General features: G+C 40.4%; 12 protein-coding genes and 1 pseudogene. 1 reads left to right on the forward strand and 12 read right to left on the reverse strand.

The features are described 5' to 3' along the window. Positions 1 to 30: 30 nt before the first annotated feature. The 6 genes from ACQSGY_RS19395 to ACQSGY_RS19420 form a co-directional block, all read right to left on the reverse strand. On the reverse strand, positions 31 to 1,389 hold the full coding sequence (locus tag ACQSGY_RS19395; protein WP_427179987.1) for a hypothetical protein: 1,359 nt from the start codon (positions 1,387 to 1,389) through the stop codon (positions 31 to 33). After that, positions 1,386 to 1,637: an acyl carrier protein gene (locus ACQSGY_RS19400; RefSeq protein WP_145405520.1), complete on the reverse strand. Its 252-nt coding sequence runs from the start codon at positions 1,635 to 1,637 to the stop codon at positions 1,386 to 1,388. The genes ACQSGY_RS19395 and ACQSGY_RS19400 overlap by 4 nt, the downstream gene beginning before the upstream one ends. A gap of 13 nt (positions 1,638 to 1,650) precedes the next feature. Beyond that, positions 1,651 to 1,851, reverse strand: coding sequence for a hypothetical protein (locus tag ACQSGY_RS19405; protein WP_427179989.1), 201 nt, complete (start codon positions 1,849 to 1,851; stop codon positions 1,651 to 1,653). 364 nt (positions 1,852 to 2,215) lie between these two features. Beyond that, positions 2,216 to 3,277: a hypothetical protein gene (locus ACQSGY_RS19410; protein ID WP_427179991.1), complete on the reverse strand. Its 1,062-nt coding sequence runs from the start codon at positions 3,275 to 3,277 to the stop codon at positions 2,216 to 2,218. A gap of 49 nt (positions 3,278 to 3,326) precedes the next feature. Then, positions 3,327 to 4,820 (reverse strand): class I adenylate-forming enzyme family protein, encoded by a 1,494-nt coding sequence (locus ACQSGY_RS19415; protein ID WP_427179993.1) that lies wholly within the window; start codon positions 4,818 to 4,820, stop codon positions 3,327 to 3,329. Next, positions 4,817 to 5,032 carry a phosphopantetheine-binding protein gene (locus ACQSGY_RS19420; protein ID WP_427179995.1) on the reverse strand — a complete coding sequence of 72 codons (216 nt, stop codon included), beginning with the start codon at positions 5,030 to 5,032 and terminating at the stop codon, positions 4,817 to 4,819. Before ACQSGY_RS19420 ends, ACQSGY_RS19415 begins: the two co-directional genes overlap by 4 nt. A gap of 253 nt (positions 5,033 to 5,285) precedes the next feature. Between ACQSGY_RS19420 and ACQSGY_RS19425 the strand changes: the two are divergent. Next, positions 5,286 to 5,439 (forward strand): annotated as a pseudogene (locus ACQSGY_RS19425) (IS256 family transposase); the annotation flags it as partial. Between the two features lie 603 nt (positions 5,440 to 6,042). Here ACQSGY_RS19425 and ACQSGY_RS19430 read toward each other — a convergent pair. From ACQSGY_RS19430 to ACQSGY_RS19455, 6 genes are all read right to left on the reverse strand, one after another. Beyond that, on the reverse strand, positions 6,043 to 6,399 hold the full coding sequence (locus ACQSGY_RS19430) for a recombinase family protein (RefSeq protein ID WP_427179997.1): 357 nt from the start codon (positions 6,397 to 6,399) through the stop codon (positions 6,043 to 6,045). Between the two features lie 616 nt (positions 6,400 to 7,015). Beyond that, positions 7,016 to 8,653: a DNA cytosine methyltransferase gene (locus tag ACQSGY_RS19435; protein ID WP_427179999.1), complete on the reverse strand. Its 1,638-nt coding sequence runs from the start codon at positions 8,651 to 8,653 to the stop codon at positions 7,016 to 7,018. Beyond that, on the reverse strand, positions 8,650 to 10,734 hold the full coding sequence (locus ACQSGY_RS19440) for an AIPR family protein (protein WP_427180001.1): 2,085 nt from the start codon (positions 10,732 to 10,734) through the stop codon (positions 8,650 to 8,652). Before ACQSGY_RS19440 ends, ACQSGY_RS19435 begins: the two co-directional genes overlap by 4 nt. A gap of 4 nt (positions 10,735 to 10,738) precedes the next feature. Next, positions 10,739 to 11,680: a PD-(D/E)XK motif protein gene (locus tag ACQSGY_RS19445; protein WP_427180003.1), complete on the reverse strand. Its 942-nt coding sequence runs from the start codon at positions 11,678 to 11,680 to the stop codon at positions 10,739 to 10,741. Beyond that, positions 11,677 to 14,445, reverse strand: a complete 2,769-nt coding sequence (locus tag ACQSGY_RS19450) for a Z1 domain-containing protein (RefSeq protein ID WP_427180005.1) — start codon at positions 14,443 to 14,445, stop codon at positions 11,677 to 11,679. The genes ACQSGY_RS19445 and ACQSGY_RS19450 overlap by 4 nt, the downstream gene beginning before the upstream one ends. Beyond that, positions 14,445 to 15,908 (reverse strand): ATP-binding protein, encoded by a 1,464-nt coding sequence (locus ACQSGY_RS19455; protein WP_427180007.1) that lies wholly within the window; start codon positions 15,906 to 15,908, stop codon positions 14,445 to 14,447. Before ACQSGY_RS19455 ends, ACQSGY_RS19450 begins: the two co-directional genes overlap by 1 nt. Between the last annotated feature and the right edge of the window lie 747 nt (positions 15,909 to 16,655).

Genomic DNA, 16,655 nt, shown 5'->3' on the forward strand with positions numbered 1-16,655 from the left:
CATCCATGGTTTCAAGCACTTCGGAATACATCAGCGGGCGATCTTAAAGGATAACGACAAAAGAACCTCCTCAAGCTTCGCGGACAATCGTTCGTTATCCCCTGTTCCCTCGATCAGCGAATAATACAATCTGCCCTTCACCTGCTTATTCCGGATCCCCTTGCACTCGCTGACGACCTTGTTAATAAAGAGCGTATTCGCGCTTAACGGTAGTATGCCAAACCCTTGATCAGGCTTATATAGAATACCCTCGCGGTCCAGCGATTCCAGCAATTGATCGAATGATACATCCCCTGCAAACTGTAAGGTCGCATGTGTCATGCTCCCGGCCGTACCGTGTTGCTCGAGATACCGATCAACGTAATGCTTGATCAGACTCATCGATCTCCTTGCATTGACCTCAACAATCGGAACGATGCGGCCGTCTATTAGCAGCATCGAATCGACGCATACGTGCCCGTGATAACCCGACTGGTAAAGCTCGCGGGCCGCCAGCTTCATTACATCAAAGTACTCCGCTTCGTGCAGCCTATGAAGCAGCCTGTCATCGGCTGTATAGGAACCTTGGTAAGCGAAATTGTGATTGACCAATTGCTGCACAGAGATATGGCGGTACGTACCGTCCGGATCGATGTGGAATTGGCAAGAGAAATCCAGCTCCTTGAGGAGGAACGGCTCAATAATAAACCGAACCGTTCTTCCCTTTCTGCACTGATCGGCAAGATAGGATGTGACCCGCTGCAGAATCGCTTCCGACTCGATTAGCAAATTGCCCTTCCCGGATACCCCAAACTCATCTTTGATCAGAAAGGGGCCATTTTTCAGCAGATTCAAGCCGCTTGACAGCAGCTCTTCGTGGGAATAGACCGTCTGGCTGTCACACTGAAGCTCAAGGCGACGGTTCAATTCGGTTGAATACAGCTTAGAGTTGACCGTCTGAACCGTCTCGACAGCTGGATAATCCTGTTCCAGCCCGAAACGCATAGCAGCACGGTCCGCCCCCGGAATGAGCGCAAAGGGCGACAACCGGGCGCCGTTCAGCAAGTATGGATCCATGTCACCCACATGATCAGTTGAGGTTAGCAGGTCGAATATATTGGCGGTTCTGCCTGCACTTCCTCCATCAGGACGCTCAAGATCGGTTGAATTGGACAGAAATTGGAATCCGATCTCATGCAAATACGCTTTATGAGAAGCGTTCATTCCATAACGAGTAATGAGCCTATCCTGTGCCCCGCAAAATGGGAAGAGCAGCTCATCCATGGCCATCACGACATTCTCCATTTCAGGATCGTGAAACGACGGCAGTTTGGCTTGATTAGGGTCGCGCCAGAAGCGTTCCGCATCAAACGTCCCGATAATGAGCTCGAACTTGCGTCTATCGTTCATGCAGATGCCGTCTTCTGCAACTCCGAGATATAATTGCAGAAGACTGTAACCGATTCCATGCAATCGAAGTCGAATTGTTCAAAATCGATTTCAATGTCGAAGCGCTCCTCCACCTTCAATAAGAAAGTAATCAGTTGTAAAGAGTCCAATCCCCCGTCTTCCATGATGCTGGAATGCCCGTTCAAGCTGATTTCCAGTTGGGCGTCGTCCTTGACTTCGCTTATCATCGCTATGATCTGTTCCTGCATAGGTACCTCCCGTTTAATAGATATATTGACTCTGGTAATAATAGATCGTTCTAGTGAGTGCATCATGCAAACTGATCGCCGCGTGCAGCTCCCAGCACGCAGTGCCTCGCTTTATGACGATGGTGGTCAGCCACAGGTTCCCAGTCCATGATCGTCCTTGATCTGGTTGTATCCGGATTCCTTCTCTTAATACAATGAATTTAAAAATCCCCATTGCGTAAGGTTGTTGAACGATGCGTTGCTCCCAAACGAAACAGGTATGGTTCTAGGCATGAATCACAAGATGTCGGGTCAAATACTAGGAGAGATTCTTGAGGTGATTGGATTCGCTGTGGTAGTGCCGAAAAAAAGAGCTTGAAGCAATACGGATCGTTGAAAGACAAGAAGGCAATAGGCTGTCAGCAAACGTAATCTCTAGGACAAGAGTAACGGTTTGGCTTACTCAATACGCTGTATCGCAACGATTATAGTCCCGGCATCACTCCCTCCACAAATATGCCCGGATCACCCCCGGCTTCGTGCTAAGGCTTCTATTCGGGTGCAAGAAGAGATATCCACAACTGACACCATCTGCTCCCTCAACATGACTGAATGTCTACCTTCTTCAACCATCGTTCGAGGAATATGGATTCTTCATTTTCTATATTCGTAATCAGCGTTTGAAAACTTTCGGAAATACTCGTATCCCTTGTCAAATTATATTTCATCGCAACATTCACAAGTATCTTTGCCTTAAGTTCAATGGCTGTGAATTCATCTATATGCTCTTGATTTAATTTATTTAAATGCCGATTATCGTACAAATACTTGAGTCTTAGCGTCATTAACTTCTTATGATCATAAAGTAAATGAAAAGGTCTTATATCAAGCGTAGCCTTCTGTTCCGATGTCTCTTTCGCATAATTTAATAGAGTTGTGTATATTTGCATGCCGAAATCAAGATTATGCCTGTCGCCCCCATAGTTGAACATCTCCCAATACTCCGGCGTTTTGTTAGTGAAATAATTTCTTATAGAATTCACCAGGGTATCTGCACTGAATTTATCCTGATGCTGCTCATTAAATGTATACAGATAAACCATTTCTCTAAGATAATCATGATTGGTTGTTAGATGATTCATGTCGAACGCAAGCTGGAAATCAGTAAATGATATCTCAGCCTGACTATACACGCCGTTCTTAAAGAAATCGGAAACATACAATATCTCTCTATCCAAATCATAGCCGTAAACAAATATGTCATGATGCAATTGAAGTTTATTGTAGCGATCGCTTAGGGGCACGTAGAAATAATTGACCATGGTGTGCACATAGTTATTCGCATTAATGTTTTCTATAATAAAATGAATAACCGAGTCCCATTTCGTTGTTACCGTATCTCTATGTAACTTTTGAGTAGTAATCCATTTGCACGAATCCGAAGGCCGCAGCTCATAAGTCACAGGGAAATAAAAATCTCCCCAATGATGTTTATAATCTTTGTTAATATATAATTGGATGTAATTGCTAAATATCCATGGATGTGCGCACTCGTAATGGGTAAGTATGGACAAGAGATGAGCATGCTGCGTATAGGTTGTAATCATCGGATAACTGACCGGCAATATTTTGCTGCCTAACGTTTGAGTTGAATTTTTCAACCTTTCGTTCACCCCTGATTATTTGGTTAAATGGCTTAAGGATTCCGAATCAGTATATCTCATTTAGCAATAAGCGCTTCGTGCTTGCCCTGTCCAGTTTTCCTGTTTTGGTTTTTGGAATGTCATCGATAATCCTCCATTGTCTAGGCACTTTATATGATGACAAATGCAAGTTGCAATGTTGTGTCAGTGCATCTATATCAATCAGGCATTCATTATAAACTTTCAGAAATGCGACGGGCACTTCGCCTAACAGATCATCGTGTACACCAACAACCATGACCTCCTCCACTTCTTTCAAGCCGTACAAAAATTCCTCGATTTCTTCCGGATAGATATTGATCCCGCCGGATATAATGATATTCTTCTTTCGGCCTGTGAGGATGAGACACCCTGATTCATTCCAATATCCCAAATCTCCTGTCTTTAACCAACCCTCAACAATGGTAGCGTTCGTTAACTCCGGGTTTTTGTAATAACCAAGCATCACATTCGGGCCCTTGACCCAAATTTCTCCGATCGCTGCTCCTTCAATCTCATTCTCTTCTTCGTCAACAAGACGAATAGAAACGTCATTGATGGGTGTTCCACAGGATAAGCTGCGCTCTCCCCGTTCCATCATGCTCACCCGCGGAGAAGCTTCGGTCAATCCATAGGTTTGAATAATGTCCGCGTGAGGAAATACAGTCTGAAGATGGTCTACTAATTTTGCGGGAATCGCCGCACCGCTAATTACAATAAATTCAATGGAATCAAAGGCACTCCAGTTCTTTGTCTGATGGAAATCGGAAACAAAGTGCATCAAATGCGTAGGCACCGCTGAGAATGCCGTGACCGCCTTATTCTGAAACAGTTTGAACGCGGTGCGCGGCAGCATGGGCAAGCTGATAAGTTTAATTCGGGTTCCATATAACATGCAAGAAATCAATTGCGTGACAATCGTAGAACTGAAATGAACGGGCATCGTTACCAGAAACGAATCCTGATCCGTATACCCCACCTTTTCGCCATGTGCCAACGCATTCGTTAATACATTCCAATGGGATAACATAACGATTTTAGATTTTCCGGTTGTGCCCGATGTAGGAAGGAGAATCGCACATTGATCGGGATCGGACTGATTTGTTATCGAGATCGATTCAAACGAAGGCTTTGGTTCTTGCGATAAATCCTGATCGGTAACCCAAGGAATGTCGCAATTCAAATGGGCAGGCTGTACATATTTGCTGATAACCAGTTTGGCGTCACTGGCATTTAAAATATTTTCGATTTCAGTATTGGATGCCGAATAAGGAACCGGTACGAACACATAACCGCAGAATTGAATACCAAGCGCCGTAAAAATGAACAAGGGCTCATTATTTGTGTATATTGCAAGATGACTTCCGGACTCAAGCTCAAAATTTTTGCGGATATATAAAGCAATCAAATAAGCTTCTGTCATCACATCTGCGTAAGTCCATTGCTGCTTCAGATCTTCAAGGATAATATGATCTTGGCGATCAGAGGCCTCCAGAAATAGACGCTGAATGATCGTCATCATAGCGTTTTCTCAGTCAAATAATTAAGGATTAATCCAGGCGTGGAGAAATTCTCAAATAACAGATCTTCATCAGGGATCGAGATATTAAACTTCGATTCCATTAAAACAATAAGCTTGATGAAGCCTGATGAATCGATCCCTTGGTCCAACAAACGGGTATCGTGGTCTTCCGGATACTCGATGTCCAGCTCAGCAAAAATTTCATTTCTCAAGATCAATTCCATTGATTTAGACATCATGTTTCCCCCGTTAGATAATCTTTAGAAAAAGGCTGATTAAAGAGGATCGTATACGTGATGAGCAAGCGAAAGTGATTGTGAAGAAGAATAAGTTCATAACGATAGAAAAGGTGAAATTTGCACTGAAAGAGTTGTTTATAGAGTTGTATGCAGAGATGCTGCAATTCATGTTGGAGGCGGAGTATGACACGATGCAGGACATAAAAGGCTTGACGCGAAGAGTACAACGACGGAAATACTTGAGGGTTACCATCGTCAACATCGCAAAACCTAAAGAAAAAAGCATTTTCCCAAGCAATGAAGCGTTGCTGAAAATGCTTTACAAAACTAAGAGGAATGCCACTCGTAAATGGACAGGGCGTGTACAATACTGGGACTAATCCCCCCATCACCTCTCCATTTTCTTCCTCGACGGGATCGAACTATATTGCGTAAAGTTGTGCTTCAAGAGCGTTTACACTAGTAGATTTACAGCACCAAGCGATTGATATATTAAATATAATTACATATATGCCAATTGTCAACAATTTTGAAAAAGCCCGTTGATGCCCTCTGAAATTGCATTCGTCATCTGGCTGTTTCTCTCATGTGCGATTGTTTCAAATGTGTATGGTAAAGGGAAAATATATTCAACTCAACCAGTCTAGCCATAAGGGATGCGCCCAATACAAAAAACAATGTCAGAATGCTTCATAGGCACAATGTCGAAGGTATTTTCTTCTAGGGACTGTACGAGTATCCAGGGGCAGAGGGCGCACTATGTGCAAGAGTTGCTATTGCCCGGATTGCGGAGCAGGAATGAACTATAAGAATGACCGTCATTCCTGCGTCTGCTCAACGTACACAGCTGTTAAGGAATTAGAAATGGTCTTCTACGTAATTCCCAGTCTTCTCTTTGAGATGGGATCAACGTTAAAGGTCTTTCCTTGAAGTAAATCGCACTTGTATTTTTCATTTTTAACAATGCCAAGAATCGCACCATCCTACCAAATACTTCGACCTGCCCGTGTTTTATGACCCGCGGCAGTTAATTCCTTAGCAATCATATGAGCCCCATAGCCAGCTATGTAACGCTCAAATATATAACGAACGATTTCCGCTTCCTGCTCATTTACAGATATTTTCTTCGTTTGAACATCATATTCATAACCCAGGCAGCTTTGAAATCCAACAAGCTCGCCACGCTTCATTTTCATCTTCAAGCCCTTTGAAATTACACCGTAGTCCTTCATAATTTTGCTTTTGAGCGCACGAAACTCATGTTCGGTAATTAGAGATATGGATAATAACTGCTTGAGCATAGCAATTTGCATGTTGTATCGGATCAGTTTGCGCTTCATACAATACCTCCCAATAAAGCAGATTAAGAAAATTCATTATTAAAGGGTTTTATTCAAGATAAATGCATAGTTTGGCACAAGTTTAAATGAAAGGGGCATGCGAATGCCCCTTCTCCTCTGTTTTGGTTTGACGATTTACTTATCCAGCGAACGATGGTTAGTCATTCTCATAGGTATCTAACCTCTCCCAGGTTCTCTGCGAGCTGCCCCCATTGCGATAAGCTGTGGCTGGACAGAAGTATCATTATTCCTCCGTATGGATCATCGCCTTAAATGGAACCACCATTTATTTACTGCATGGCAAAATCGCTTGCATCCTACAGAATAAAATAAGATGATTGTGGCGCACCAGCAGACTGGCTTTCTCCTTTTGGAGCACGCGAATAATGTGCTAGATAAGACATATTTAGTTTTCAATGAACACTGAGGTTTTAGCCCTCTACTTATCATTTCAATTTTCAATTAAAATCGGACCCTCAAAATAAAAAAAGCACGAATCTCATAATTGAGTTTCGTACTTGCTTCTCATTACATTTTACTTGTCGATGTTAGTATCTTTTTTTGTGAGAATGACAAAAAGCAAAATAATCTAGCTTTTGGAGTTAAAATGACCATCTCAATTAAGTTTCTCTTTGCTGTCCAAGTATTCACATAAATGTTCCGCTATTGCTCTTGCTAGAATTGGCGGTACTGCATTTCCAACCTGCTGATATTGCGCATCCTTCGTTCCAAAAAAAACAAAGTTATCAGGAAAAGTCTGCAAACGCGCTGCTTCCCGTATGCTCAATGCACGGTGTTTCTTAGGGTGAATCCACATTGACTTTCGGACATTAACAACAGTGCCTGAGGGCTCATCGTACTTTAAACGCAGATAAATAGTATTTTGCGTGCGTTCTGTATCAGAGTAAGTAGTTTTAAGTTCTGGCGGCAAACTATGAAAGTTTTTCCCTGGCTCAATTGCCTTAAACCTCTTTAGCGCTTCCGAAGTTGTTGCTGTTGAAACATGATTAAAAAGTTTTTTTGAATTGCGAAGTTGTTTTCCAAGCTCACTAATACTATTCAGAGAATCTGACAATTCCACTCCAATGTTCCCATTGGATATCTCAGTTTCAGTTTCAATTTCTTCTAAATCTTCTATTGCATCTCTTACTGTACGGTAATTCGATTCAAAAAAGGGTCCAATTGGGAGTCTAACCTCGTCGTTTATAGATTTCTTAACACCTATAAGTACAAAACGCATTCGCTTTTGAGGCGCACCAAAAGTAGCAGCTGACATAATACCATAACTTATACTATATCCTGTGCTTGAAGCTCCCAAAATAGACTCAATATAATCAATAACTGCCATCGAAGTAACATGAGCAATAAGACCGTTGTCAATTGAATAATGCTCAACCTTAATGCGATTGTCCAATATCTCCTTTGCTTTTGAAAGCATTCTCTGCATCATTATTGCCGGCATAATTATTTCACAAAGATTCTTGGCGTTTTCATACGATTCAGCAGTACTAAAATACTGTTGGATTGCCACCCCTGAATCAAGAGAATATTTCGCAATGGGGTTTCCCTCATCAACTGCTACAACAAGACCCGTTGCAAGAGAAAGGAGTCTTTTTTTATGTTTTTCTAGTGTAGCGCACAATTTATTTGAATTATTTCGCATTTTGAAAACAACATTTAGAGATAAATAATCGCTTTCCTTCCATAAATATTTTGTAATTTGTTCTAAGTTGCGAACAATGTCGATAATTCCCGGAAATATAAACTCCGGATCAAGCAGTTGTATCTCAGATGGAGCAGTTTTAATATTGTATTCTTTCACAATTTCAGCATCTGTTTCATCCACGTAAAAACGATGAATATCCGATTTAAGCATACTAACGTTTTCCATTACGAAAGCCATTGGGTTCAGATGAAGTACAGCCTGAACATATTTTTTGACAAGAGAATTATTTTGACTGATTGCATGATTTTTTTGCCGATTTGCATTTGAAAAACCTTGGCATGGAGGTCCTCCGATAACAACATCCACTTTGCCCAGTTTCTCTTTTACATCATCACTGAGTGCATCGGAGACATCACCGTAGACTTCTGTATTTCTGTGATTATTTTTATAAGTCTGTTGTGCATTTTTATTGTTTTCAAATGCCGCCTTTACATGATACCTACCCGTTTGAAGAAAACCACAGCTAAGTCCTCCTGCACCAGCGAATAAATCCACAACACTGTATTTTGATTTTGTGTTAAAATTCATAGTTTAAATCCTTCCTCCTGCAACCGTTCCAGCACAGCAAGAAGTTTTTTGCATTGGATCGGGTTAGGAATCTTTTGCGGTATCTGACACGCAATTCGCAGTGCAGTGTGTTCATCTGCTGTTATAATATGCCTATTGGTAGCAAAACTAAATATGTTTTTCCACTGCTCCTGAGAAATTTCTATTATTTTTGTCATAATCTCTGCATCTGAATCTACCCGCTGATCCGCTTTTGCTTCTCTTTCTGCTACTTTTCGCTCTTCCAGCCCAATAAGACATACTTTAATCTCTGAGGGTAACTCATACTTGATACTTTGAACGCTATTCCAGCATGCTTCTTGTTTGCACCACTGGGTGACATTTTCAATACCTCTTTGCGAATCGGTCAATTTACCGTACACAAGTTCAGATAATTCAGTCAGTGCGATAGTCACCGCATCAGGTATACTTTGACGATTCCAAATACTCATCAAATCTAAATTCATTCCAGGAAATTGTTTTTGTATAAGTGTATGAAAGAGAGAAATCGTGTAAGTCACAATGTTAGCACGATAGCCTTGGGAGTACCATGACTGACGTGACACCATCAATTCACTATACCTAAATATTATAATCAAAGCAACGCTCTCTTGAAAATACTTTTCATTGAAAACGAGGCCATCATCTGAAGATTCCCACTCATTATTTGTAGTTTTTGCAAACTCCGAAAAATTTGTTTGCGCGCCTTTACTCACTATGTAAGGTAACCCTTTCCATGTGTTGCGAACTTTAGCAAAGTCAGTTTTTGTTATAAGTTGATTTTTGGGATTTTGAAGCAAGAACTTCTTTTTTTCTCCAGCAGTCATCCGCATCTGCTTTTGAAGATACTGTCCACGTGCTCGCTCATAAAACCACTTTGTTTCGTGCTGAAGGCCACCCACCGCTCTTGCATACAAACGTTGTGAAAATCTCTCCATACGAATATGGAACGGATGAGTTGAGAAAAAGTCAGCATCACTGACTTTATTTTGGCTGTTAGAGGATCGCGAAATGTTTTGAACAAGTTCTGTCGCCTCCTCTTCTAATGTATGTTCAATAACTGTCAGTTTCATTTGAACAAAGATGGAGCTGAGATCAGCTTTATCTCTAAATCTTGCATTAGAAAGTGATGCGGTAGTTTGACCACCGTTGATTATCTGAAAATCCTTTGCAGAAACAAGGCAACTTCCCTCTGCAGTGCGATCAATTTGAATATCCATTGCAGTAGCAGAAATGCCGTTATTGTATGCAAAAAAACGCTCTGGACTCTGTAGAATAGAAGTGCGAATTTTTTTGTTTACGGCGACCTTTGTAGATAAAAATGAGCGTACATTTCCTTCTAAGAGATTACTGCCATACTTATCATAAATATCTGCCAAGATAGTACCAGGAATAATACAGAGATAGCTCTTAAAGTCTTTTGTCACAGTTCCACTTGCCTCCATACAAGGAATTCCATGATTAGAATACTCTTTAAAATCAATTTCAATAACATTTCTACCTGTATCTGAACTGCAGACTTTAAATAAACGATTTATATCCCATATTTGACTTTCAGAAGGGACTCCATCAATATGAGCAGAATCTAAAATCTTTATAGTTGTGCCTATAGAGGCTGTCGTAAAAATTAAAAGTTGATATTTACGAATTTCTCTTCGTTTCTCCCTAAGTAAATCTACTAAATCAGAGCAAGGCCTACTCATCTCAATTTCTCGATAAAAAGAAGAATTTAAAGCATGATCTACAAAGGCACTCAACCTTTCTAATAATTGCCCTGCCTGTGTTTTCGTGAGCACCCTCTCGGTTTCAGAAGTATCATAATCAGCAATTATCAAACTCAAAGTTTTGTCAAACTCATCAAAAGCATAGCCATCAACTCTTAACTTTCGGTTGCGCTTTCCCGTTCCTTCGAAATAGGCAACAGTAAAATCCATTAGGAATTCGGCTTCCTGTAAGTACTGTGCAAAAGAACTAACAAAAGACGCAGTAGAACCCTCCCCAGTTGCCGCTGCCTCTGCTTTAACTCCTTCTATAAAATCTTTTCGGAATTCTTGTGCGTCCATAGTATTATCCTTTCAGCCAGTCTGACAGTGCCGGCAAGCTTAATTCATAGTGTAATGATTCAACCTGTGGAGGAATATTACTCCTCATAATCCTTGGAAAAGTGTTGTTAACCTCATACCGTTGCGATCCAGAACAGTAATACTTCTGCTGAGAATACTCCTTCAAGTCAATGTATCCATATGCACTTAATTTAGATCGAAATAAATCCAAAGCATTCGAGCTATTAGCTAGTGTTAAGCTTATTTCATATACCACATCATTTAGAGATAATGCTCCTGCTTTATCAGGAGCGGCTTTATCAATTCGCATTACCACAAGTTCACCTTGGGTAGCAGAGTCCAATTGTTCCAATGAAGAAATTGTTACACTTGTAGCAGAGAGACCGATACTCTTCACTTCATACCAACAATCTTCATATATAAAATCTTGATCTAATCCCTCTGCTCCAACCCAACCTTGTATAGTATCCAACACAGAAGAACTTGTTTTTATCCGTTCCCACAGAAATAGAAGCTCCCCAATCAATCCTTTACGACGCTTCTCATCCATAACACCTTTTTTTTGCGACTCAAGAAGACGACTCCACTGCTTAAATCGATTAATAACCAAGTCTAGCGCTACTTTTTCATCTTTTGCTAATCGTGAATGTTCGATAATATCTGAACAGAGTATAACAAACACATCTTCTTGTTCATTTCTTAACAGTTCAAACGATAGAGTATATCGGTTGTCTGTTTCTCTTTTTCGGCGGGTTACCAGCATAGATTTTGATGAATCAATTACCTCGACATCTGTATTGCAAATAAGTAATAGCGTTTTTTGACTTATTGATTGATACCCAATATGCCACTCAAGTGGATGTTGCGTATCAACCTGTAGAAAACCACCCTCTTTGTAGCTTATACTGCTCCATTGCTTTTGGAGGATTTCTGGTGTTGTTCTCATTCGTCATTATCCTCCTCAGGATCATAATAACTACTGAGTTCTACCATGTTAACCATATAACTAGCTGTTTCTTCAGGCAACCCTGTAAACGGAAAACCTGCACCTAATGCAAAAAGAAAATCTGGTACTTGGCAACCTTCTTCAATCTGTGTTCTTACCTTACCGTTCTTATCAGTACTGGTTCGATCAACAGAAATAACATGTAGCATCAAAATAGGAGAACGCCCTTTAATAAGATAAGCACTATCGGAAACATGTACTTTCCCAGGATGCTCTTTTTTAAATTTTGCTTCTGCTTCATCTTTCTGTGTTTGCGTCAACCCCAACTTCGCTGCACCGCCCGCACCTACACGAACCTTTGTACCACTAATGCTAATTTGCCCTGATTTTGCAATGATGGTCCGCTTTTCAGGCTTTATTGTCAATTGCTCATCGCCGCAATATAGCTCTTTATAGTCTTTTTCAGAACCTTCAGCAATAACAACATCCCATGAATAATTCCCCATTTTGTCTCTAATAAAGTCCGCAAGAGCCTGCCCCTGAAAAGAGAGATGCCAAGGGTGAGTTTTGAAATCTCGTAAAAGTTGTTCAATTTCGTCTTTATTAACATCTTCCCAAAAATAGCCTGCACCTTCACGTTCAGTCCGCTTTCCTGTACTATCAAGTCGGTTCACAAAATCTTTAAATACACTCTCATTAGATTTCAAAGATGCAGAATCAGATTTCAGCCGCGGAGTTTCTAGCAAACGTCCTGAAACAGTTATTGGGCGTTTAACCATTGTTCCTGCTCGCATCTTGTTTCTCGCAGTAACAATTAGAGAGGCAGGGTCTTGTCGAACTTTTAACCCAAATTCCAGCGGTGTAAGGTTTGCATTCTTCATCCGTGCAATTTCTAATTTAAGTTCTTCAGCTGCTGCTGTTATATATCCATACCAGTCCACAGCTTCCACACCAATCCAAATTTTAAACAGATCGTCGTATCCTGGACGATAACCAAACCAACGGCCCATTTGCAGCAATGTATCATACATTTGTGATTTTCGGTAGAAATAGCTGACACATAGACCTTCAAGTGTTAAACCTCTGGAAAGGCTATTTCCGCCCACTGCAATAACGCGTAAGCCATCCTCACGGTGATTAAAATAATCAAGACTAGTTGAACCGCTTTCCTGATTGACTGCTCGCACATCTATCGGTGCTACAGCCTTAAATAAAAATTTCGAAAGGAATTCATGCCATTCCAATGGTTTTTGAACACCAGCTTTTTCACTAAGGCTGTGCTTATTCCACACAGCCTTTAAATAAGCAATATTAGATATTTTATCACTCTCTTCTTCAGGCTTACGCGAGTAATTTTGAAGATCGGAACGCATTTGGAGTATCCATTCAGTCGCCAAATCACGGATTTGGTTTTGGACATCCGTAAACCTGCTTACATGAATCATCATTGAGCGATGAGCTTTGTAATCTCCACGCAAATCACGAATACCATTTATTAACAAGAAATACGCCATAGCTTCTTTCATGCTTGGAGGTAATTCAGTGACTGGATGCCCTTTTTTATGATTAAATGGAAAGAATGCATTCATTTCTTGCGGTTGCAATTCTTCAAGACAATCCCTGAAAAGAGCTTCTACACCAAATATACTGTCTGCTCCGATATAGTTTGAGGGAGGAGCCAGTGAATATATGAAATCACGTGGAAACAAATCCTCTCCCCGCATATCATCAGTAGTTTCAGGATTAATAAAAATATTCGCATACGGAGTTGCAGTTATGCCTAGATAAGACGCTTGCCGAAACAGCTCCAAAAGTTTCCTAACTGCTTCATTGATAGCTGTCGGGTCTTCATCCGCCTTTTTTGTATTGACAGAAGCATTATCAGCCTCATCATCAATTAACAGCATAGGTAAATCAATCTTTTGCCCTGCAACGACATTATTATCACGCAACCAACGAATAAGATTATTGAGAATACTCTTGTTTTTCTTAACAACAAATACTACTGGATCACTAACACTCAACAACGATAAATCGTTGCTTTTCAATATATTTATATCGAAATCCTTAACTACAGAGGTGAAAGAGGCTATACGCTTATTCGTTCCGTATCTTCCAACTCCTACTGGTTCATTTCTGATTTCCTTCTTTGTAGGATCAAGAAAATATTCACTTTTTCTTCCTGAGAATTCTGCATCTAACCGTTCCTGTGTCTGCTGACGTAGATTTTCCATCATACCTGCAAGCACAATGATAACTCGATAACCTGTATCCGCAGCTTTATTAACAATAGCTGTATAGTTTGCAGTCTTTCCCGACTGCACATCTCCAAGCACAAGACCACGTCGTTGAAAATCATTTGTTGATTTCGGATCACCTAGCAAATCAACAATTTCATCAGATACACGGCCAAGATTTCCAGTTACTCTCGGGTTCCAATGTTTTATCTCTTCAAGATATTTTTTATATCTGTTCCAAAAAAAGAAATCAAGTTCAGAGCGCCTTGTCGGGAGCCATGATTGATGCGGACGCTTATCATCTTTAATAACAACACCAATTTCCATTACAACAACTATATTAGCTTTGAGTCTTCGCTTCATATCTTCGAATTCAGCGTCTCCTACTGGACAAAATGAAGACAAAGAATGTCGGAGCATATCAGCTATTTTGTCAAACTCCGCTTCACTTGGAGGAACCTCTTTAAATTGCGTATTTATATTTGCGGAAATCATACCTTCCAATTGTTCTGCATTAGTTATAGCCATTATACGTTACCTTCCTTTCGGTACTTTTCAATGATTTTCGGATGGTTTACAAAAGGCTCTGACACGGCCAGTCTGCCCAGCATCTCTTTTTTTGTTGCTGATGTTGGCATCTGATCAAGGAGCACTCGCAACATACTTTCAACTTCTTTTGCTGTTGTCTCCGTTTCATTCTCAAGGGATTTTTCCGATGTCAAATCAATGTATAACTGATTAAGCGGGATACCATTTTCAATAGCCTTTAATAGTGCTTCTACATTTTGTCTAGTTTGCAGCGGAGCATCTATGAATACCTCTACTAAAGGATGATCACGATTAATTCCATAAAAGAAACCTCCTTGCACTCCCTTGAACCGTTGCCAAATGTGAACAACTGAATCATTTGTCTCTTTTTTTCCTCTGAATACCCATGTCTGCTTGCTACGATCTGCCATTCGTTCAATGATAGATTCCAAGTTGTTTCTAACAATCTCAGGAGGAATAGCAATTGATTTTTTAATATCAAGGGTCCAGAGGCTATCCAAATCGTTTGGTATATCTACTTGAACCCGAGCTAACTTTGAAAGCTCACTCTGTCTCATCATGCGGAACCATGTTCCCCAAACCAAAAGTCTCTTATTCCTATATACATAAAAACCTTGGCTTTTACGAAGTCCTTCTTTGCCTCCAAGTTTCTTTATTTCAGCGGTCGATAATTTAGAAATGTGCGGCAGTATGTACGGACGAACAACAACCTTTGCACCATCAACATACAATACTTCATCGGCCATTGCCTGAGTATTTCTGCGCATGAGAAAAGGATCAGCATATTCAATTGGTATTCCATTCATATTTATTTCTATTTTTTTTAGGCCGCTTTCTCCGCTGAGATATCGGTGGAATACAAGGGAAAGATGATCACGGACATCGTCCATTTTCCTTCCCATAGAGCGTTCAAAATCCAATTCTCCAATTTTAAGCCTGTCGAGATTCTGCCATACAACCATTGTACCGCTCTCTAATCTATGAAGATTTTCAATGCATGGAATTGCATTAATTTCTTCTTCAGTCTCCATTACAATAAGCGACCATTCCTCATTCTTTATTACATGGTCAATATCCCAGCAACGAGCTTCAATATTACCATCCTTTTTGCTTACAACAGTCAAGGTACGGCATTGTGATAAAGAAGCTGTTTTTAGTCCAAGACCAAACCTTCCTAAATCTGTAGCCGCCCGCTTGTCATTTGGACTCTGACTACCATATCGCATAGCAGATTCAAGCTCATCACCACTCATTCCACACCCATTATCCAATATTGCTATATAGGAATCCCCAACAGGGAAGAAGAATATTTCTGCATAGGAAGCCGATGCTGAAACACAGTTATCTACAATATCAGCAATAGCTGTTTCTAATGTATATCCAATAGCTCTAGTAGATTCAATAAGTGTCGGAGCATATGGTGTTATGGTAATAGTTTTCAAAATACTCCCCCGTTCCCCTATAGTCCAAATATATAATCAACTACTCAAAAAATTGAACCCATGGGAGCAAGATCATCTCACACAAAGATATTCTTCAACTATAAAACTTATGATTTTCACTAATTTCAGAATTCGACATTCATCCACACTTCCCCTTTATGATATATATTTACTATTAAATTATAGTGTTTGGTAGTTTTATTAGATTTACAGATACTCTATTAACAAAAGAGTTCAATACAATCCTGTATTACTCTCCCATAAATCACCTGCCCACGGCTGGAGGAGGCATCAACTACCTTGCCATTCCCTCATAAATGTCTACATGCGTTATATCCATAAAACGACCATTGCATTCATAGCTCCAAAAACTAAATCATCCGGAGCTAAATTTTCATATGAATTGCAAGATTATTAACTACAATATATCGTGCCTGTTCTGCTACAGTGCGTGGCAACTGAATATTTAACCGCTTTTAAACCCACTGTATAAGGTAGCTATAATCTGTGTAGCGATCCATCACAGCCTTGGGCTGGCTATATGGGTCACTCAATCGTGTCAATGCCAGCTTGACAGTCCCAACTCCATGCCCCCTAACCCGCTAAGTGTTGAAAACAAAGAATTTCTAGGTATCTATTCGTTGCATTCCTTCCACGGTCTCCACATGAGTATTCGGGAACATGTCTACCGAATGTTTACCTCAAATATTTGATAACCGCCATCTTCAAGCATGTGCAAATTACATG

Source organism: Paenibacillus sp. TC-CSREp1, from assembly GCF_050171015.1.
In the GTDB taxonomy this organism is placed as follows: Bacteria; Bacillota; Bacilli; order Paenibacillales; family Paenibacillaceae; genus Paenibacillus; species Paenibacillus silvae.

What these genes read in the sequence shown, in the direction of transcription:
- ACQSGY_RS19395 (WP_427179987.1), bottom strand. Translation starts at nt 1,389, where the DNA reads ATGAACGATAGACGCAAGTTCGAGCTCATTATCGGGACGTTTGATGCG.
- ACQSGY_RS19400 (WP_145405520.1), bottom strand. Translation starts at nt 1,637, where the DNA reads ATGCAGGAACAGATCATAGCGATGATAAGCGAAGTCAAGGACGACGCC.
- ACQSGY_RS19405 (WP_427179989.1), bottom strand. Translation starts at nt 1,851, where the DNA reads ATGGGGATTTTTAAATTCATTGTATTAAGAGAAGGAATCCGGATACAA.
- ACQSGY_RS19415 (WP_427179993.1), bottom strand. Translation starts at nt 4,820, where the DNA reads ATGATGACGATCATTCAGCGTCTATTTCTGGAGGCCTCTGATCGCCAA.
- ACQSGY_RS19430 (WP_427179997.1), bottom strand. Translation starts at nt 6,399, where the DNA reads ATGAAGCGCAAACTGATCCGATACAACATGCAAATTGCTATGCTCAAG.
- ACQSGY_RS19435 (WP_427179999.1), bottom strand. Translation starts at nt 8,653, where the DNA reads ATGAATTTTAACACAAAATCAAAATACAGTGTTGTGGATTTATTCGCT.
- ACQSGY_RS19440 (WP_427180001.1), bottom strand. Translation starts at nt 10,734, where the DNA reads ATGGACGCACAAGAATTCCGAAAAGATTTTATAGAAGGAGTTAAAGCA.
- ACQSGY_RS19445 (WP_427180003.1), bottom strand. Translation starts at nt 11,680, where the DNA reads ATGAGAACAACACCAGAAATCCTCCAAAAGCAATGGAGCAGTATAAGC.
- ACQSGY_RS19450 (WP_427180005.1), bottom strand. Translation starts at nt 14,445, where the DNA reads ATGGCTATAACTAATGCAGAACAATTGGAAGGTATGATTTCCGCAAAT.